Origin of the sequence: Stutzerimonas urumqiensis (assembly GCF_003640395.1) — a bacterium.
Classification (GTDB): Bacteria; Pseudomonadota; Gammaproteobacteria; order Pseudomonadales; family Pseudomonadaceae; genus Stutzerimonas; species Stutzerimonas urumqiensis.
In genome coordinates this window covers 489,379-507,659 of sequence record NZ_RBZQ01000004.1, presented here as the reverse complement: position 1 = coordinate 507,659, position 18,281 = coordinate 489,379, and the positions used below count along the sequence as shown (strand labels likewise).

Here is an 18,281-nt window from a genome sequence, read left to right as displayed (position 1 = left end):
GAGAACGGCGAGCGCGTGTTCCTCGAACTGACCATGATCCTGTTCAACCCCTGGGTGGCCGGCATCATCCTGTCCGGCGTGCTGGCGGCGGTGATGAGTACGCTCAGCGCCCAGCTGCTGGTCAGCTCCAGCGCGCTGACGCAGGACTTCTACAAGGCCTTCCTGCGCAAGGGCGCGTCGCAGACCGAGCTGGTGTGGGTCGGCCGTGCGATGGTGCTGCTGATTTCGCTGATCGCCATCGGCATCGCCTCCAACCCGGAGAGCAAGGTACTGGGCCTGGTGTCCTACGCCTGGGCCGGTTTCGGCGCGGCGTTCGGGCCGGTGGTGCTGTTCTCGCTGCTATGGAAGCGCATGACCCGCAACGGCGCACTCGCCGGCATGCTGGTCGGCGCCGTCACCGTGGTGGTGTGGAAGGAGTTCATCGGGCTGGGGCTGTACGAAATCATCCCCGGCTTCATCCTCGCCAGCCTCGCGATCCTGATCGTCAGCCGCATGGGCCCGGCCCCGTCGACGACCATCGTCGAGCGTTTCGAGGCGGCCGAGCGGGAATACCACGCGGGCTGATCGTTGGAGCGGTACCGGTAGTAAAGAAGGCCATGGCGGGCGACCGTCATGGCCTTTTTCATTGGCCGTGGAGTCGGGCTTGCCGGCGATACTCGCCGGATCGCCCGCAAGCGGGCTCCTACAGGGGGCGTGACCGGATTTCAGCCGTAGGGCGGATTCAGGAGCGAAGCGAACAATCCGTCAGAGACTATGCCCGTGCAAAACCCGCGGTGCATTGCTTCGCGAATGCACCCTACGAGGCTGCGAACTCCGGTCCGACCGGCATTGGCCGTGGAGTCGGGCTTGCCTGCGATGCTCGCCGGATCGCCCGCAAGCGGGCTCCAGGGGGCGCTGCTGATCTGCGAACGAACGGATTTCAGCTGTAGGGCGGATTCAGGAGCGAAGCGAACAATCCGTCAGAGACTATGTCCGTGCAAAACCCTGCGATCTCCGGTCCGACCGGCATTGGCTGTGGCGTCGGCTTGCCGGCGATGCTCGCCGGATCGCCCGCAAGCGGGCTCCTACAGGGGCGCTACTGGCCGAGCGCGGGTACCGCGCGGGCTGGTAGCCGTAAAAAAAAGAAGGCCATGACGGGCGACCGTCATGGCCTTTTAAATGGGCCGCTGTCAGGTCAGCCTTTGCAGGCCACTGACGCAGGACAGCAAGCCCAGCGCAATCAGGATGTAGCCAGGCGCCTGGCCCAGGATCAGGCGACCGAAACGGGTGGCCAGCACGCGCCGCGAGAGCAGGCTGTAGCCCACCAGGATCGACAGGTCGATCGCTCCCCAGATCAACAGCAGCGTCAACGCCTGCTGAAAGAAGGGTTCGATCGGCAGGATGAAGCTCGGCAGGAAGGCCAGGAAGAACAGGATGTCCTTCGGGTTGGAGAGTCCCACCTTGAGCGCCCGCCAGAAATAGGTGTTGGGTTGCTCACGGTTGAGCCGGTCGTCCTGCTCGTCGCTGAGCAGGGTGCTGAATCCCAGCCAGGCGAGGTAGACGCCGCCGATCACCTGGCCGACGTGCAGCACCTGCGGATCGACGTCCAGGGCGAGATAGATCAGCAGCAGCGCCGACACCAGCAGAATCTGCGCCGACAGCACCCCGCCGAGGATCGTCTTGCCCGGCCAGGCGCGGCGCGAGTCGTTCATTACCAGCGCCACCACCGGGCCGGGCGAGGCGATCAGCAGCGTGATGGCGGCGGCGAAGGCGACGTAGGTCGTGATCATAGATTGGCCACCAGCTCGAACACCTGGTTGTGCGTACCGAGCCGCTCGACCAGAAAGCGCCGGTTGCAGACGGCGAAGGTGCGCTGGATCCAGCGATCGGTGCCGTCGAACCGCGCATCGAAGGCGCTGCGTGCATGCGCCGTCTTGCGGTTGTCGATGATCAGCAGGTCGCCCTGGCGCAGCGTCAGCGGTTCGGCCGCCTCCCAGGCGATGTCGCGCAGCATCGCCAGCTTGCTCTCGGCCTGGTGGCTGCTGGCGACCATGAAGTAGGGATCGAAGCGGAAATACGGCGAGGCGATGTCCCCGTACAGCACGGTCTGCCGCTTGTTGATGTCGATGCGGCAGTTCTTCTCGCGCTGGCAGTAGTCGGAGAGGAAGTTGTAGGGCTCGTGGAAGAAGTAGTGGATGTCGCTGGACGGCAGCCGCTCGATGATCGAGTCGATCGACGAGATGAAGGTCACCGCCTGCCGGTCCGGATCCTGGCGCAGGCAGAGCAACACCAGGTAATCGGGCTGCACGGCATGAAAGGCGTTTTCGGTGTGCAGGTCCAGTTCGGTGTCGAAGCTGTCGGAGGACATCTTGCTGGCCTGCGAACGCTGCGGGAAGAAGTTGTTGATCAGGCTGCCTTCCGATTCCTGGACGTAGCCGATCGGGTCTCCGAGCAGGGCGGTCGCCTGCAGGAGCAGCTTCTCGCTGCGGGTGTCCGGCTTGCCGAGCTCGTCGCGGCGGCTGGGTGTGCGTGGAATCGAGCCGATGGGCATGTTCTCCAGCAGCAGGAAGCCGCGACGGTTGCCAAATACCCGGAACTGAATGATCTCGGCGATGTGCTCCTGGCTCAGCCCGCCCGAGGCGATGCTCGTGGCGATGAGATCGTTCATGCGTGCCTGGTCCATTGGTCGTTTGTCCTTATCCGAGACGTGCGGGGGAGAGAAGGCGCGCGGCGGCGCAGCCATCGGATTTTTCCCGTACGGCCCGCTGCTACCCAAACGGAAAAACCGGTAGGCTGGCATGAGTTTTAGTCATGCCAGCCCGGAGAGACGCCGATGAGTTCGAGGATGCCGCCGCTCTACGCCCTGCGTGCCTTCGAGGCGGCCGCTCGCTGTGGCTCCTTCACGCTGGCGGCCGATAGCTTGAACATCACGCAGAGCGCCGTGAGCCGGCACGTGAAGACGCTCGAGCAGTCGCTGGGCTGCAAGGTGTTCGAACGCAAGGGCTCGCGGCTCGCCTTGACCGAACCCGGCCGGCTGTTGGCGGAAGAGCTGAAGCTCGGCTTCCGGATCATCGAGAATGCCTGCGTCGCGGTCGGCGCGGGCAGTGGCTCGCTGCGCCTGAAGGCGCCGTCGACGCTGACGGTGCGCTGGCTGCTCGGCGTGCTGGAGGGCTATCACCAGGCCTTTCCCGACCACCGCATCCAGCTCACCAGCGCCTGGATGGACGTCGATGCGGTGGACTTCCACGCCGAGCCCTTCGATTGCGCCATCCTGCTGTGCCACGGCGAGCCGGACAGCGAGATCGAATCGCTCAGGCTGTTCGATGAATGGCTGGTGCCGGTGTGTATGCCGCAGAGCGGTGACGATCGACCGTGGCCGATCGAGCGGCTGCAGGCGGCCGAGCTGATCCACCCCTCGCGCGATCGTCGCGACTGGAAGCGCTGGCTCGAGCGCACCGGCCATGCCGAATCGGTGCCGTGGCAGCGGGGCAAGCTGTTCGACACGCTGGAACTCGGCATCTCGGCCGCGGCGCAGGGGCATGGCGTGTCGATGGCCGACCTGTCGCTGATCGGCCCCGAACTCACACGTGGCACGCTGATGATGCCGGTCCGCACCGCCGTGCGTTCGGGGGGCAGCTATCACCTCATCTGGCCGCGCCATCTGGGCGAAAGCCGGGCGTTGCATCATCTCAAGGGCTACCTGCGTGAGCGGTTGCCGAGCGCGGATGCCGCCGACGTCCTGCGGCTGGACTGAACTCAGTCGTCGACGATCAGGTTCTCGCGGTCATCCTTGGCGCCGCCATTGATCAGGCTGACGACCTGTTCCTCGGTCACATGGGCGCTGGCGCCGTCGATGTTCAGCACCGACATGCGCGTCGCCGGGTCGGTGGTGATGCGCGCATCCATGATGGCGCTGTGGTGGGTCTGGCCATTCAGCTCGATGGCGCAGGTGCGGGTGACGTTGTCGATACGGATGCTCATGGGCGTCTCCTTGGGCGCGTTGCGGCTCTGTCACTTCTGACCACGGCGGTGGGAGTTGGGTCGGTCGGCCTGTTGCAAAGCCCTGGCCCAAAGCGGCGCCGTGCCGGTCCTGGCGTTCAGGCGCGGCGTTTGACGAACAGCACCAGGGCGATCCCGCCGAGGATCGCCACGCTGGCCAGCAGCAGCCGCGGGGTAAGCGGTTCGGCCAGCAGCAGCGCGCCGAGTACGGCGGTCAGCAGCGGGACGCTGAGCTGGACGCTCGCCGCCTGCATGGCGGCCAGGCCCGGCAGCGCGCTGTACCAGATGGCATAGCCGATGCCGGAGGTGACGGCGCCGGACAGCACGGCGTACAGAAGGCCGGCTCCGTCCCACTGCTGGCGGCTCAGCATCAGCACCGCGAGCACGATGGCCATCGGCACCGCGCGAAGGAAGTTGCCGGCCGTGGCGGCCAAGGGGTCGGGCACGCCGCGTCCGCGCAGCGAATAGGCGCCCCAGGCGATGCCGGCGAGCAGCATCAGCAGTGCGCTGCCAAGCGACGGCGAACGGGCGCCGGGCAACAGGAGTATCAGCAGCCCGGCGAGCGCCAGCAGCAGGCCGACGATCTGCCAGCGCCACAGCCGCTCGCCGCGCAGCAGGCCCCAGGCGATCATCGAGAGCTGCACGGCACCGAACAGCAGCAACGCTCCGGTGCCGGCCGCCAGGCCGACATAGGCGAAGGAAAACGCCGCGGCATAGACGAACAGCGCAGCAGCGCCGAACCAGTCACCGCCCGCCGGCCGGTCGCCGCGGCGCATCCGCACCAGAAGCCAGAGCGTCACGGCGCCGGCGACCAGGCGCACGGTCGTGAAACTTGCCGGATCGATGGCGGTATCGCGCAGCGCCAGCCGGCAGAGCAGCGAATTGCCGGCGAAGGCGAACATCGCCAGGGTCGTCAACAGCAGGATGCGTGGCGGCATGTCTGACCTGTCGGGAAAGGGCGGAAGGCGCGTTGCGACGCGGCAGCCAACGGGGCTCGCCGGCCGTCAGCGGCGCAGGTAGGCGGCGAAGTCGATATCGCCGGCGGAGAGAATAGCCTGCACCCGGTTATGCACGTTGAGCTTGCGCAGGATCGCCGACACATGGGCCTTCACCGTCGTTTCGGCGATGTCGAGGTTGTAGGCGATCTGCTTGTTCGATTCGCCCTTGGTCATGCGTTCGAGCACCAGCAACTGCTTGCGGGTCAGCGCCTGGAGCAGCTCCGGCGCAATCGCCGGTTCGTCGTGATGGGCGCGGCGCGGCGAGCTCTTCTGCGTGCGGATGATGTCGGAGGGCAGGTAGACGTTGCCGTTGAGGATCTGCTCGATGGCCTCGGTCATCTGCGCGCGCGGCGAGGACTTGGTGATGAAGCCGACCGCGCCGTAGGTGATGGCCTGGAGCACCACCTGCTTGTCCTGCTCGGCCGAGACGATCACCACCGGGATGGTCGGTGCCTCGTTGCGCAGGTTGATCAGGCCATTGAGCCCGTGCATGCCGGGCATGTTCAGATCCAGCAGGATCAGGTCCAGATCGTCGTGCTCCTGGGTCAACGCCAGGGCGCTGTCCAGGTCGGCGGTTTCCATCACCTCGCTGCCGACGAAACCGTCACTGATGACGTTATGGATGGCTTCGCGAAACAGCGGATGGTCGTCGGCAATCAGGATCTTGTACATCGCCGTTCACCTCTTTGTTGTGATTATGGTGGGGCTGGTCGGAGCAGGGGGCACGCAGGTCGTCGATGCGCTCGATCATCGGCTCGGGGGTGGCGGGCTCCAGCGGCAGGCCGGCTTGCTGCCAGCCGTCGATACCGTCCCGGTACCAGTACAACCGCTCATAGCCCAGGCTGCGAGCGCGTTTTACCGCGTTCCAACCAAGCCAGCAATCGGAGCGGCAGTAGAACAGCAGGGGGCGGCCGGTATCGCCGCCGGTGGCGCGCGCGAGGCCGTGCTCGAAGTAACGGGCCCAGCGTCGCTCCAGTTCGCCGTCGCCGGTATTGGCCAGCCAGAGGCTGCCAGGCAGGTTGGCATGCGGCTGGTCGTCAATGAAGCGGCCGAACAGCCACTGGCGCCGATAGACGTCCACCAGCACCGTGTCGGGTGTCGTCGCCAGCAGCTGCCGCACGCCGTCGGTGTCCAGGGTTCGCGCGCCCGGCGCCGTGGCTGGGGTCGGGCTGCGGTAATGGCTGATGCGATAACCCTCGGCGGAAAACCGCGGCGGCTCCTGCGCGCCGACCGCAACCGCGCCGAAGACCGCGCAACCGATGCCGAGCATCGACACCGCGAGCAAGCTGGATCGCCGCATCGTCTTGTCCGAGTGACCGTGTCGGAATTCATTACAGGCAAGTTCGGCGCCCAGGGAAATCCTACGTTGGATGCAGGTAGCAGTACCAAAGTCGTAGAAATGGCCAGAAGCCTTCACGCCGATCGTCTGATGGCGGCGTGCTGCGGGTTGAAGGTCAGCACGGCCAGGGCGCCGAAGGCGAGGGTCAGGCCCAGGCAGACGGCGAGCGCCAGCGGGTCGAGCCGCTGGTACAGCGCGAAGCGCACCAGCTCCACCGCATGGCTGAAGGGATTCACCGCGCACAGCCAGTACAGCCATTCGCTCGCCTCGCGCATCTTCCACAGCGGATAGAGCGCCGAGGAGAGGAAGAACATCGGGAAGATCACGAAATTCATCACGCCGGCGAAGTTCTCCAGCTGGCGGATGCCATTGGACAGCAGCAGGCCCAGCGCACCGAGCATCAGCGCCACCAGCAGCAGCGCCGGCAGCGCGGCGACAAGGCCCAGCGGCGGCGGCTCGACGCCGTAGAGCCAGGCAATGGAGAGAAAGGCATAGACCTGCAACAGCGAAACCAGCGCCGTGGCCAACAGCTTGCCGGCCAGCAGGAACGCCCGTGGCAGGGGGCTGGTGAGCAGCACGCGCATGCTGCCCATCTCGCGGTCGTAGACCATCGACAGCGACCCCTGCATGCCGTTGAACAGCAGGATCATGCAGGCCAGCCCCGGCACGATGTAGGTCTCGTAGGTGATGTAGGTGTCATAGGGCTCGATGATGGCGATCCCGAGTGCGGCGCGAAAACCGGCCGCGAACACCAGCAGCCACAGCAGCGGTCGCACCAGCGCGCTCAGCAAGCGGCTGCGTTGCTGGACGAAGCGCAGCCACTCCCGACCGACGATGCCGGCCAGGCCGTTCCAGTAGCGGTTGTTCATGCCGGGCTCCGAGGCGAATGAGGGGCGCGGGTCGATCGCTTCATGCCACCGTCTCCGGCCGGGTAAGGCGGGTGAAGGCGTCGCTCAGGCTGCTCTCGCCGCTCAAGCGGGCAGCGGAGCCCTGCGCGACCAGACGCCCCCGGTCGAGCACCAGCACCTCGTCGGTCGGCCGGATTTCATCGAGCAGGTGGGTGGTCCAGAGCACGCTCATGCCTTCGTCGGTGAGCGCCCGCACATGCTGGCCGAGCGCTGCCCGGCTGGCCGGATCGAGCCCGGTGCTGGCTTCGTCGAGCAGCAGCAGGGCCGGGTCGTGCAGCAGCGCGCGGGCGATCTCGACGCGGCGCCGATGACCGCCATTGAGCTCGCGGACCCTGGCGTGGCGCCGTTCGCCGAGGTCCTGGCGCGCCAGTTCGCGGTCGATGCGCTGCGCGGCGGTACGGCGCGAGAGGCCGTGCAGCGCCGCGTGATAGCGCAGGTTCTGCTCGACCGTGAGGTCCAGGTCCAGCGTGCTCTGCTGGAACACCACCCCAAGTCGGGCGAGCGCCTGGCGGGGCTCGCGCGCGAGGCTATGACCGAGCACCCGGATGTCGCCCTGCCGCAGGTCGTAAAGACGGGTGAGCAGCGCGATCAGCGTCGACTTGCCGGCGCCGTTCGGGCCGAGCAGCGCGGTGAAGCGCCCGACCGCGGTGGCGAATTCCAGCTCGCACAGCGCCTGTCGCGCCCCGTAGGCGAAGCCGACGCCGTGCACCTCCAGCGCGTTCATGGCGTCACGACCACGCCCCAGGGATAACGCCCGACCTTGATCGATCGGGTCACCTTCAGGTCGTCGACATCGATCACCGAGACATCGCCGCTCACGCCGTTGGTGGCCAGCAGCAGGCTTTCGTCGGGGTTGAACGCCATGTGCCAGACACGCCGGCCCACCAGCAGGTAGTCCAGTACCTCGTAGGTGTTGGCATCGACCACGGCGATATGGTTGGCCGGGCCGAGCGCGACGAAGGCGTACTCGCCGTCGGCGGTCAGCTTGACGCCCACTGGCTGTACCTTGTCCGGGTGGACGCCCTTGATCTCGAACTTCAGCTTCTTGAGGATCTGCCGCGTTGCGACGTCCACGACCGCGACCGTGCCGCCGATCTCCGACGACGCCCAGAGCGTGCTGCCGTCCTTGCTGAACTCGACGTGGCGGGGTCGCTGGTCGACCAGGGTGTTGTCGACCAGCGTGTTCGTCGCGGTGTCGATCCAGTGCAGCATGTTGGTCGTTTCGCTGGTGTTGACCGCCCACTTGCCGTCCGGGCTGACGGCCATGCCTTCGGGCTCGACGCCCACGTCGATCTGCGCCCGCACCTCTTCCTTGTTCACGTCGACCACGGTGACCAGCGCATCGTCTTCGTTGGAGATGTACAGCCACTGGTCGTTGGGGTGCAGCGCGAACTGCTCGGGGTCGGCGCCGGAGGGCAGTTGCTTGATGATCTTGCGGGTCGCCAGGTCCATCACCTGGACGGTGTCGGAGTCGCTGGCGCAGATGTACAGCAGGCGGTTGTCGGCCGAGAGCGCGAGGCCACGCGGACGCATGCCGACATCGATGGTGCCGACCGTCTCCAGCCGGTCCAGGTCGATGACGCTGAGGTTGTTGTCCTTCTCGTTGGAGACATAGGCGGTGGCGGCGAGTGCCGGTCCGCTGACCAGCAGCAGGGCGAGGGGGACGAACAGGGCAGTGCGCATGGCGGTTCCTTCTTGTGGTTATGGGGTGCGGGTATGAGGGTCGGCGGCCATCTGGGCGAGGTAGTCCGTGGCTTCGTCCTGCCCACCGGCGGCGGCGCGTTCCAGCCAGTGGCGCGCGGCGGCGCGATCGACCGGGACGCCCCGCCCTTCGGCCAGCGCGACGCCCCAGTGGTAGCGCGCGAGGCTGACGTAGCTGGCGTCGTCGGGCTGATGGGCAGCGCGTTCGAGCAGGGCGGCGGCGCGGGTCAGGTCCTTGGGTACGCCGCTGCCGCTTTCGTACATCTGCGCCAGCCAGATCATCGAATAGACGTCGTTCCAGCGTCGCACGCAGTCTTCGAAGATCGTCCGCGCCGCGCTGAAATTGCCGGTCTTGGCAGTGACGTAGCCATACAGGCATTTGATGCGCTTGCTGCTGTCGAGGTAGGCCTCGTAGCCCAGCTCGTTGGCGCCGGCCGGCAGGCCGACGCCGAGGGCGAGGGCGGCGGTCCAGGCCCGTTTCATCGAATTGACTCGCTCAGCCGGCAGCGGCTTTCGGGCGCGTCGTAGCCGAGCGTGTCCAGCTCGCTGACCGGATGCAGAAAGCCGTCCTGCGGCGAGTTGGAGACCAGGGCACGCGGATGCACGAGCGGAATGGGTTGGCGCAGCTGGCCGTTCCAGGGGCGGTAGCCGAGCTTGCGACCCTTGAAGCCGTCGAGCGGCAGGTCGTCGCTCAGCGACAGGGCGCGGATGGCGGTGGGATCGGCCCGGCCGAGCTGGGTCACGGCGGCGGCAATGCTGCGCACGGCGATCCAGGCGGCGAAGTCGCGGTCATTCATCCAGCGTCCGGCTTGCGTTTCGAAGCGCCTCTGCAACTGGGCCGCGCCATAGGTTTCCACGGTCTTGTGCCAGCCGGTCGGCGTCAGCCCCTGGGTGCCGGCCACCGGGCGCGGCAGCCAGGTGTGGTAGGGCACGTATTCGCCGAAGTCGCCGTGTTCGTCGGCGACCAGCACCACGTCGTAGTCGCCGCCCTTGGTGAACAGCGGCATCTCGGCCTGGGCGCTGCGGCGTTGGTCGTTATCGAAGCTCCAGGCCTTCTCCGCGATCACCCGATGGCCGAAGCGCTTGGCCGCCCGGCGCAGGGTCTCGGCGTAGGCGCGGTCTTCGGGTCGCTGACCGACGATCAGCAGCCAGCGGTTCCATTGGCGTACCGCCAGAAACTGCGCCAGCGCATCGGCGAGCATCGCGCGGCTTGGCAGGGTGTGCAGCACGTTGGGCAGGCACAGGCTGGTGCGCAGCGCATCGTCCGCGCTGCCGGCATTGAACAGCAGGCTGTCGGGCATGGCGTCGGCGAGCTGGCGCAGGCTCTGCGTCGGTGCATTGACGACGAAAAGCCGCAGCCCGGCCTCGTGCAGCGCCTTCGCCGCCGCTGCCAGTTGCTCGGGGCTCTGCGCGTCGCGGGCGGTGAGCTGATAGTCGTGCTGGAGGAAGCGTCCGGTGGTATCGCTGTCGGCGATCGCCAGTTGGGCGCCTTGCAGGCCGGCATCCTCCGGCTCGGGAATGACGTTCGAGAGCAGCGGACCCGGATCGGGGCGGTAGCCCAGGTAGCCGATGGCGACGGTCAACGGCTCGCGAGCCGGTGCCGCCAGGGTTGGCGCGCAAACCAGCGGGGACAGGCAGAGCGCGGCGTAAAGAAGTAGCGGGCGCATGGGACGGCTCCGAGGGCTTCGTCCCAGCATAGGAAGCGGGGGCAGGGCGGGAAATATGCAGAAAGTACCGGGACACCGGTACCAAGGTAGTAGGACGCACGGGGTAGTAGGACGCACGGGCAAGGCAGCGCCCTCGGATGATGTGTCACATCACCGAAATCAGCGCGCTTTCGTTGAAGTCAACGCAGCGAAGTCCCTGCCGGATAATCGCGAAATGCATGCGTATAAAAATGGGAAACATTATTATTTACAGTAATTTTACATTTGGCTATCTTCGCCGCCTTTCACTAGGAAGCGACAAAATGCCGTTACAAAATTCCCGCCTGGCTTTGCCTTTGATGGCTGTCCTGACAGCGCCTGCGGCCCTCGCGCAAACCGACTTGCTTGAGCTTCCGGCCACCGACGTTACCGGTCTGCGCGAGCAAACCAGCTACAAGCCCGAGCAGAGCGAAAGCGCCCTGAAGATCGACGCAGCGCTGCGCGACATTCCTCAGTCCATCAGCGTCGTGCCTCAAGCCGTCCTCAGGGATCAAGGTGCGGATTCGCTCGAGGATGCGCTCAAGAACGTTCCCGGCATCGGATTGAGCAACGGCGACGGCCAGCGAGATCAGGTGACCATTCGTGGGTTCAGCGCTATCGGCGATCAGTACGTCGATGGCATTCGAGACGACGCGCTGTACTACCGAGACATGTCCAACATCGAGCGCGTTGAAGTCATCAAGGGCCCGGCCGCTGTCCTCTATGGACGTGGCTCCTCTGGCGGACTGATCAACAGTGTCACCAAGAAGCCGTCCTTCGCCCCTGAGCAGGAAATCGGCGTCAGCTTCGACAGCGAAGGCAAGCGGCGCACCGAATTCGATGCAGGTTGGGCTGATCTGGAGCAGAAAGACAAGGCGTTCCGCGTCACCGGCGCCATCGAGGACAGCGATACCTTCCGTGAAGGGGGCTTTCTCGAGCGCAAGGCCATCGCCCCGTCCGCCTATTTCCGGCTTTCCGATGATTTAGAAGTGAACCTCGCCGCCTCGTACCTGTACGACGAGCGCCTGATCGATTTCGGCATACCGGCACTCAACGGGCGGCCGGTGGACGTCGACCCGGACAAACGTTTCGGTTCAGCCGATGCCGACCAGGATTACACACGCAGTGAGGTCTACTCACTAACCGCCGGCATCGACTACCGCCTAAATGACGTCTTCACCCTGAGCAACACCACGCGTTACTACCACTACGATCTGGATCGCAACAACACGCTCGCCCACACCGATGCGAATCGATTCGTGACCGCAGCGGACGGCACGCTGTTGGTGAAGCTCAAGCGCGGCAACGTGCAGCGCAAGGAAGACGGACTGTTCAACCAGACCGAACTCAAGCAGAACGTGCAGTTGGCCGGCATGAATCACCAGTTGCTGTACGGCGTGGAGGTCGGGCGGCAGGACAAGGATCAACAATTCTTCAACCAGAACGATGTCGCGCGCGTACCGGTGTATGGCGACGGACTGGTGGCGGTACCGTTCCAGGCGACCGGGAAAACCGGTGACGGCCTCAATACCCAGGACACCTTCGGCCTGTATGTCCAGGACTTCATCGAACTCACTCCGCACTGGAAAGCGCTCGTAGGTCTGCGCTACGACGAATTCGAGCAGAGCTACCGCGACGACATCAACGATGCGGAACTTGAGCGCACCGACTACACGCTCAGCCCGCGCGCGGGCCTGGTCTGGCAACCCGATGACGTGCAGTCGTATTACGTGTCCGTCAGCCGCTCGTACCAGCCTTCCGGCGAAATGTTCCAGATCAGCGCGAGCAACGCCGAACTGGATCCGGAGGAAACCACCAACTACGAAGTTGGCGCCAAGTGGAATCTGCTCGATGACAACCTGCTGCTGACGGCTGCCGTCTTCCGGCTCGAGCGGACGCAGATCAAGACCTCCGATCCGCTGGACCCGAGCAGGCTGGTGCTGGCAGGCGAACAGCGCACCGATGGTTTCGAAACCACGTTCATGGGGAAAATCGCGGACAAGTGGCAGCTCTATGGCGGCTATGCCTATCTGGACGCCGAAATCACCAAGTCCAACAGCAAGACCAACGGGGTACCCAACGAAGGCCAGGTTCCCACCCTTACGCCACGGCACAGCGCCAACCTCTGGACCGTTTACTCCCTGGCCCCGCAATGGCGCGTCGGCATGGGCGCCAACTACGTCGGTCGTCGCTACACCTCGCTGGATAACGAAACCGAGATGCCCGGCTACACCACGGTAGACGCCGCTCTGTTCTACGAACAGCCGCGCTGGGATGCCGCGCTTCGACTGTTCAACGTATTCGACAAGGAATACTACGCATCGGCCCACGGCTCGGTAGACCTCATCACCCCCGGCGCACCACGAACGCTTGAGCTGAGCGGTCACTATCGGTTCTGACGCGGTTCTGCGCATGCCTGCGGCGGCTCCATCGAAGCCGCCGCAGCTCGCAGGACGCCACGGACGTCCGTTTTCAGTGATGAACACGGCCAGATAACTCGGAACGCAACCTTCCGGCGATTCTTGGTTTTTCGGTGCGAACACCAGTTGGGCACCACTATTTCTGCTGCGACCGGAACTCTCCGGCTCGGCCTCGGCTCGCGGATAAACCCGCGAAAGTTATAACCGCGCAGCGTCGAGCAGCGCTTGCCGCTGCGCGTCATCCAGCCCGAGAAACACCTGCAACGCACCGTAGGCATCGTTGGCCGCGTACAGTCGTTGGGCCTCGCTGAGCGTCGTGTTGGCCCAGTTCGAGGTAGACAGGCGACGCGACTTGGTCAGCCGTGTGCCAAGCACTGCCGCCACTGCGCCGCGCAGGCCGACCTCGCCTTTCTTGCCGCCATAGCGCAACACCGTGCCCAGATCGATGTAAGGCCCGAGCTCGATGCCGAACCGGCTGCGTAGCCGGCTGCGATCGGATCTGAGCCCGAAGCCGACCTTCACCACGCTGTCTGCTTCCAATACCGTCGTGGCCGCCTCGAGGCAGCCCTCCAGGCCGACCTGGAACAGGTAGACCCGAAGCGGCGTGGCGAACTGGATCAGGTGCGGCCCGGTCGAGACCTCGCCGACTCGGAAGGTGGGTTTGGATTCGGTATCGAAGCCGATCTCCCCACAGGTGCCGATGTCATCGACCGCCTGACGGAAGGCTTCGCGCGTCGTGGGCATGAGAATGCGTTCCGGCGCTACGCCCTCGTATCGGGGCAGGGCGTCCAGGTCGACCAGCTGCGGGATGCGGATGATGGGCATGGCGGTTCCGTCTCGGGGTGGCGCCTGCAGCCTAAGCCCTGGGCGCGCTGTGCGCGATCCTCTCGCGGTCGCGGACATCACAGGCGTTATCCCGGCTTCCCATCAATCGCCGCGTTCAAAAGGCCCGTTGGTACCGTCGGTTGTGAGGCCATTTGTCGGAAAAAAACCTCCCTATAGATATGACGTCATACGACATATTGACGGGCAGGGCCGCTCGCCTAGGCTCAGAAGCGGCCGGATATCGCCTGCCGGCCCGGCGAACATCCGGCAGACATACGACAACATCATCCAATAAGGATAAGAACATGCGACATGTTGCTTCGGTTTTGGCGCTCTCCCTGAGCCTTGGCCTCACCTCCGCGGCGGTTGCCGCGTCATCTGGCCCCGGAGGGCGGATTCCGCTGGAACGGCAAACGTTGCCGGCGCGCGATGGATTCGCCTCGATGGGCGGCGGCACGACCGGTGGCGCCTACGCCACGCCAGAGCGCGTCTATGACGTCACCACACGCGCCCAGCTGAAGGCGGCCCTCGATGAAGCGGGTGACGAGGCCAAGATCATCCGTGTGCACGGCACGCTTTTGGGCAACGCGGACGATGCAGGCAATCCGCTGAGCTGCGATGACTATGCCCGTGGCACTGGCTACACCCTGGAAAGCTACCTGGCGGCCTACGACCCGGCGGTCTGGGGCTGGGATACCGAGCCCTCGGGTGGTCCGGAGGAGGCTCGGCGGCAGGCGGCCGAGAAGCAGCGCAGCACGATGGTGATCCAGGTACCGAGCAACACGACGATCATCGGCGTGAACCCGCAGGCCAGCCTGATCGGCCTGTCCCTGCGTATCGACGGCGAGCGCAACGTGATCGTGCGCAACCTGAACCACAAGGCCGTCAGCGACTGCTTTCCGCAATGGGACCCGACCGATGGCTCGGCCGGCAACTGGAACAGCGAGTACGACATGGTCCAGATCATCAATGGCTCGTCCAATGTCTGGATCGACCACAACCACTACACCGATGACCCGAACTTCGACGACCAGGCGCCACGCTATTTCGGCAGGCCATTCCAGCAGCACGACGGTTCGGTCGATATCACCTATGGCTCGGACCTGGTCACGGTGTCCTACAACCGCTTCGTCGACCGCGACAAGCTGATGCTCATCGGCTCTACCGATTCGCCGTCCGCCGGTGACCCCGGCAAGCTGCGGGTGACCATCCACCACAACGAGTTCATCAATATCGGCCAGCGTGCGCCGCGCCTGCGCTGGGGTCGTGCCGATGTCTACAACAACCATTTCATCCGCAATGATGACGCCCGTGTCTCCTTCGGCTACGTCTTCGGCGTCGGCTATGACTCGCACATCTGGGCCGAGGCCAACGCCTTCACCTTCAGTCCCTCGGTGGACGCGACGCGAATCATCAAGCATTGGAAAGGGCAGGCGATCACCACCCTCGACAACGTGATCAACCGTCGCAAGGTGGACCTGCTCGCGGCCTACAACGCCAACGCCTCGGACGAACTGCAGCTGGTGCGCAATACCTCCTGGCAACCGACGCTGCGCACCAACGTGCATCCGGCGCAGGCCATCCCCGCGCTGCTCAAGCGCAAGGCCGGGCCGGTGCTGCGGCTCGATCGGCCGGGCAGACCACGCGGCTGATCCCATGCTCCGGCCAGGCCGCAGGCGCGGCCGGGGCATCGGCCGGCATGTCGGGGCGGGCCTCGAGCAGTCCGGCGGCAGTGACCGAACGGGCGTGGACCCCTACGCCGTACCGCCGCGTGCGGATTGCGCCCGTTGAGTCAGGTTGCGCCGACTTCATAGGGCGGCGCTCCGTTGAAGCTGACCAGACACACGCCATGGCCGAAGGGGTCACGCAGGGTGACCAGACTGCCCCATGCCGCGTGCTGCGCCGGTTGCGCCACGGCACCCGCCTCGATGGCCCGACGAACCGCTGCGTCCAGATCATCGACGACGAAGTCCAGATGCACCGGCGTCCAGTGCTCGCGATAGTCGCGCCGGCAACCGGCGGGCGTCGCACCGGAGCCATTCGCCTGCTCGATCAGATATAGACGAACGCCGGCTCCGCGCAGCTCAGCGACGCTCCCCTGAAACAGGCGCCGGGTCAGGTGCAAACCCAGCGCTCGGCAATAGAACGCGATGCCCTGATCGAGATTCGACACGTCGACATTGACCAGTACCTGCATGAGCCGTGCCTCGCGCTGCGCCATCCAAGGAGCCTAGCGGAAGCTGACCTCTGGGCAACGCCGCCCCGTCAGCGGGTTGGCGGCGAATCGCCTCCGCGCAGACGAGACGAAGCGGCGTTCGATCAGGTCTTCAACTGGCTGGCGAACTGCCCGACCGCGCTGACCACGCGCTGGGCGCCGTCCTGGATCTCGACGATCACGGCGCCGGCCTGGTTGGCAAGCTCGAGGCCCTGTTCGGCCTGTCCGCGGCTGGCGGCCATGCTCTGCACCGCCGCCTGCGCCAGGTCCTGGTTCTTCTGGACGACGCCGACGATTTCCTCGGCCGCCTTGCTGGTGCGCGCCGCGAGTTGGCGCACCTCGTCGGCCACGACGGCGAAACCGCGTCCCTGGTCGCCGGCACGCGCCGCTTCGATGGCGGCGTTGAGGGCGAGCAGGTTGGTCTGGTCGGCAATGCCGCTGATGGTCTTGAGGATGGCGCTGATCAGCTGGGATTGAGCATCCAGCGCTTCGATGCCGTCGGCCGCCTCTTGCATCTGCTGGGCGATCCGGCGCATGACGCCTACCGTCTGCTGCACCACCTGGGCACCGCGCTGGGCGCTGAGGTCGGTGTGCTGGGAAGTGTCGTAGGCGATGGTGGCCGCCTCGGCGATCGCCATCTCGCGAGTGACCTGGTCGGTAATGATGGTGGCGAACTTGACGACCTTGTACAGCTTGCCGTGGGAGTCGTGCACGGGGTTGTAGGTGGCTTCGAGCCAGACGCTGCGGCCGTGGGCGTCGATGCGCTTGAAGCGATTGGCGATGTACTCGCCCCGATTCAGGCAGGCCCAGAACTCGCGGTACTCCGGTGATTCGCTCTCCTGGCGCTCGCAGAACAGGCTGTGATGCTTGCCGCGCACCTGTTCGAGGCGATAGCCCATGCCGTCCAGGAAGCGCTGGTTGGCGGTGATGACGTGCCCGCGCAGGTCGAATTCGATCACGGCCGTCGAGCGCTGCAGGGCGTTGATCACGCTCTCGTGCTCGCGCGATGTCTCGATGGTGCGGGTCAGGTTGTTGGCGAGCAGCGTGAAGTGGCGCAGCGTACCGTCCGAGCCCTTGATCGGTTGCCAGATCGAGCGCAGCCAGGCTTCCTCGCCGCTCGCATTCAGCAACCGGTAGGCGCCGCTGACATGCTCGTTGCGCTGCAAGGCGGTCTTGAGCCGTGCGTAGTTGGCTTCCGAGCGGAACTGCTCGGAAAAGAAGCTCTCGAGCGGGCGGCCGATCAGAGCGTCGCGGCGGTAGCCCATCTCGCTCAGGAACAGGTCATTGGCATGCTGGACGCGACCCTGCGGATCGAGCTCCAGAATCATCATTTCCCGGTAGAGCGAGTCCTTTATCTGCCGGGCGATCGCAACGTCTTCGCGAAGCTCCACTACTTCACGTTTTAAATGATTGTTGAACATGGGATTGGCACCGAGTGAGGGCAAGACCGCCCGCTTTCTAGATCGGCGTGGCGCGGTGTTTCCTGAAGGTCCGGAGGCTGCGATTTTTCTATCGGCACGATAGGCGCGGGCTGGCTTCGGTGGCGGCGCGCCGTCGCGGCCAGTCGACCGGCAATCGATGCGCCCGGCCAGCTGCGTTCCGAGCGTTCGCATGACGACCTGCTGCAAAAGAGGGGGGAGAAAGCAGTACCAAGGGAGGAGGCGCAGGCATCCAAAGCAGGATTCTGCCGCTCCGGCCACACGGCCAACATGACCGCCATGCGCTCCGATAGGGGCTGCCTTGCATGGTTTTTCGAAACGAGGTGGTGGTCATGAACAACAAGAACGTATTGCGCGCACTGCTGGCTGCGGGTGTCTTCGGTATGGCCGGGCTGGTTCTGGCCCACGGCGACGTGACGCCGCAGAAGGTCGAAACGACCGGCTTGCCGGACCTGGGCGACGAATGGCTCGACGAGAACCCCTTCCGCGGCGATTCGGAGTACCACGACCGGGCCGTGGAAATCGGCGCCTCGGCCTACAACCAGAACTGCGCGCGTTGTCACGGGCTGGAGGCCATCTCCGGCGGCATCGCGCCGGACCTGCGCATGCTCGAGCCCACCATTGATGGCGATGACTGGTTCAAGGAGCGGGTCATCAACGGCGCGGTACGTGACGGCGCCGTCTACATGCCGCGCATGGCCGATTACCTCAGCCAGGAAGCGCTGTGGGCCATCCGTACCTACATCGAAAGCGTCGCCCCGCAGGAGTGACCG

The 18,281-nt window shown here is 65.4% G+C and carries 18 protein-coding genes and 1 pseudogene; 5 read left to right on the top strand and 14 right to left on the bottom strand.

All coding sequences use genetic code 11. The features are described 5' to 3' along the window. Positions 1-564 (top strand): sodium:solute symporter family transporter (locus D7325_RS10760; protein ID WP_425452289.1); only part of this gene is annotated, 564 nt, incomplete at its 5' end. A gap of 605 nt (positions 565-1,169) precedes the next feature. On the opposite strand, the gene D7325_RS10755 is transcribed toward D7325_RS10760, so the two are convergent. Together D7325_RS10755 and D7325_RS10750 are read right to left on the bottom strand one after the other, a co-directional pair. Beyond that, positions 1,170-1,769 (bottom strand): LysE family translocator, encoded by a 600-nt coding sequence (locus D7325_RS10755; RefSeq protein ID WP_120995551.1) that lies wholly within the window; start codon positions 1,767-1,769, stop codon positions 1,170-1,172. Then, on the bottom strand, positions 1,766-2,662 hold the full coding sequence (locus D7325_RS10750) for a TauD/TfdA family dioxygenase (protein WP_120995550.1): 897 nt from the start codon (positions 2,660-2,662) through the stop codon (positions 1,766-1,768). Before D7325_RS10750 ends, D7325_RS10755 begins: the two co-directional genes overlap by 4 nt. Before the next feature lie 150 nt (positions 2,663-2,812). On the opposite strand from D7325_RS10750, the gene D7325_RS10745 reads away from it, so the two are divergent. Further along, the gene (locus D7325_RS10745; protein WP_120995549.1) at positions 2,813-3,733 is read left to right on the top strand and encodes a LysR substrate-binding domain-containing protein; all 921 of its coding nucleotides are present in this window, start codon (positions 2,813-2,815) and stop codon (positions 3,731-3,733) included. Between the two features lie 2 nt (positions 3,734-3,735). On the opposite strand, the gene D7325_RS10740 is transcribed toward D7325_RS10745, so the two are convergent. From D7325_RS10740 to D7325_RS10700, 9 genes and pseudogenes are all read right to left on the bottom strand, one after another. After that, positions 3,736-3,960 (bottom strand): DUF3203 family protein, encoded by a 225-nt coding sequence (locus D7325_RS10740; RefSeq protein WP_120995548.1) that lies wholly within the window; start codon positions 3,958-3,960, stop codon positions 3,736-3,738. A 116-nt stretch (positions 3,961-4,076) separates the two neighbouring features. Continuing rightward, positions 4,077-4,916, bottom strand: a complete 840-nt coding sequence (locus tag D7325_RS10735) for a DMT family transporter (RefSeq protein ID WP_120995547.1) — start codon at positions 4,914-4,916, stop codon at positions 4,077-4,079. A 66-nt stretch (positions 4,917-4,982) separates the two neighbouring features. Further along, positions 4,983-5,648, bottom strand: a complete 666-nt coding sequence (agmR, locus tag D7325_RS10730) for a response regulator AgmR (RefSeq protein WP_120995546.1) — start codon at positions 5,646-5,648, stop codon at positions 4,983-4,985. Between the two features lie 76 nt (positions 5,649-5,724). Continuing rightward, positions 5,725-6,276 (bottom strand): annotated as a pseudogene (locus D7325_RS10725) (PQQ-dependent catabolism-associated CXXCW motif protein); the annotation flags it as partial. A gap of 113 nt (positions 6,277-6,389) precedes the next feature. After that, positions 6,390-7,184 carry an ABC transporter permease gene (locus tag D7325_RS10720; RefSeq protein WP_120995544.1) on the bottom strand — a complete coding sequence of 265 codons (795 nt, stop codon included), beginning with the start codon at positions 7,182-7,184 and terminating at the stop codon, positions 6,390-6,392. Positions 7,185-7,224: 40 nt separating this feature from the next. Then, positions 7,225-7,947, bottom strand: coding sequence for an ATP-binding cassette domain-containing protein (locus D7325_RS10715; RefSeq protein WP_120995543.1), 723 nt, complete (start codon positions 7,945-7,947; stop codon positions 7,225-7,227). Further along, a complete protein-coding gene (locus D7325_RS10710; RefSeq protein WP_120995542.1) occupies positions 7,944-8,906 on the bottom strand; it encodes a YVTN family beta-propeller repeat protein in 963 nt (320 codons plus the stop codon). Before D7325_RS10710 ends, D7325_RS10715 begins: the two co-directional genes overlap by 4 nt. A gap of 18 nt (positions 8,907-8,924) precedes the next feature. Beyond that, the gene (locus D7325_RS10705; RefSeq protein WP_120995541.1) at positions 8,925-9,407 is read right to left on the bottom strand and encodes an SEL1-like repeat protein; all 483 of its coding nucleotides are present in this window, start codon (positions 9,405-9,407) and stop codon (positions 8,925-8,927) included. Next, positions 9,404-10,591 (bottom strand): ABC transporter substrate-binding protein, encoded by a 1,188-nt coding sequence (locus D7325_RS10700; RefSeq protein ID WP_120995540.1) that lies wholly within the window; start codon positions 10,589-10,591, stop codon positions 9,404-9,406. Before D7325_RS10700 ends, D7325_RS10705 begins: the two co-directional genes overlap by 4 nt. Before the next feature lie 338 nt (positions 10,592-10,929). On the opposite strand from D7325_RS10700, the gene D7325_RS10695 reads away from it, so the two are divergent. Then, a complete protein-coding gene (locus tag D7325_RS10695) occupies positions 10,930-13,008 on the top strand; it encodes a TonB-dependent receptor (RefSeq protein WP_245962066.1) in 2,079 nt (692 codons plus the stop codon). Between the two features lie 219 nt (positions 13,009-13,227). On the opposite strand, the gene D7325_RS10690 is transcribed toward D7325_RS10695, so the two are convergent. Further along, positions 13,228-13,854, bottom strand: coding sequence for a 3'-5' exonuclease (locus D7325_RS10690; RefSeq protein ID WP_120995538.1), 627 nt, complete (start codon positions 13,852-13,854; stop codon positions 13,228-13,230). A gap of 305 nt (positions 13,855-14,159) precedes the next feature. On the opposite strand from D7325_RS10690, the gene D7325_RS10685 reads away from it, so the two are divergent. Further along, on the top strand, positions 14,160-15,506 hold the full coding sequence (locus D7325_RS10685; RefSeq protein WP_120995537.1) for a pectate lyase family protein: 1,347 nt from the start codon (positions 14,160-14,162) through the stop codon (positions 15,504-15,506). Between the two features lie 140 nt (positions 15,507-15,646). Here D7325_RS10685 and D7325_RS10680 read toward each other — a convergent pair whose 3' ends face one another. Next, complete coding sequence (locus D7325_RS10680) at positions 15,647-16,051, bottom strand: VOC family protein (RefSeq protein ID WP_120995581.1); 405 nt, start codon at positions 16,049-16,051, stop codon at positions 15,647-15,649. Between the two features lie 122 nt (positions 16,052-16,173). Then, on the bottom strand, positions 16,174-17,490 hold the full coding sequence (locus D7325_RS10675) for a methyl-accepting chemotaxis protein (RefSeq protein WP_120995536.1): 1,317 nt from the start codon (positions 17,488-17,490) through the stop codon (positions 16,174-16,176). 350 nt (positions 17,491-17,840) lie between these two features. On the opposite strand from D7325_RS10675, the gene pedF reads away from it, so the two are divergent. Continuing rightward, the gene (pedF, locus tag D7325_RS10670) at positions 17,841-18,278 is read left to right on the top strand and encodes a cytochrome c-550 PedF (protein ID WP_120995535.1); all 438 of its coding nucleotides are present in this window, start codon (positions 17,841-17,843) and stop codon (positions 18,276-18,278) included. Positions 18,279-18,281 lie beyond the last annotated feature (3 nt).